Source organism: Cohnella sp. GbtcB17 (assembly GCF_019091135.1).
Lineage (GTDB): Bacteria > Bacillota > Bacilli > Paenibacillales > Paenibacillaceae > Cohnella.
The window spans coordinates 1-234 of record NZ_JAGXJW010000503.1 but is presented as its reverse complement, the minus strand read 5'-3'; the positions used below and the strand labels follow the sequence as shown (position 1 = coordinate 234).

Here is a 234-nt window from a genome sequence, read left to right as displayed (position 1 = left end):
AACGTGGACGCCGTCTCGGCGACATTCATCGCATAGTTCCGTCCGAACTGCGGCCACCCGTCCACGCAGACACCATGGTAAGCGTGCCCCAGCGCGTGGGCCAGCGTAGAGACGTTGTCCGGCGTTCCGGAATAGGTCATGAAGATGCGCGTCTCCCCGGTCAGCGGAAAGTCGGTGCAGAACCCGCCCGGCCGCTTGCCAGGCCTGTCTTCGGCTTCGATCCATCGCCCTGAG

1 protein-coding gene is annotated in these 234 nt (G+C 64.5%); it reads right to left on the bottom strand.

Annotation, left to right across the window (positions count from 1 at the left end):
* Window positions 1–234, bottom strand: a 234-nt coding sequence (locus KVT38_RS34285; RefSeq protein WP_254639765.1) for a M3 family metallopeptidase, incomplete at both ends; no start/stop codon positions are given.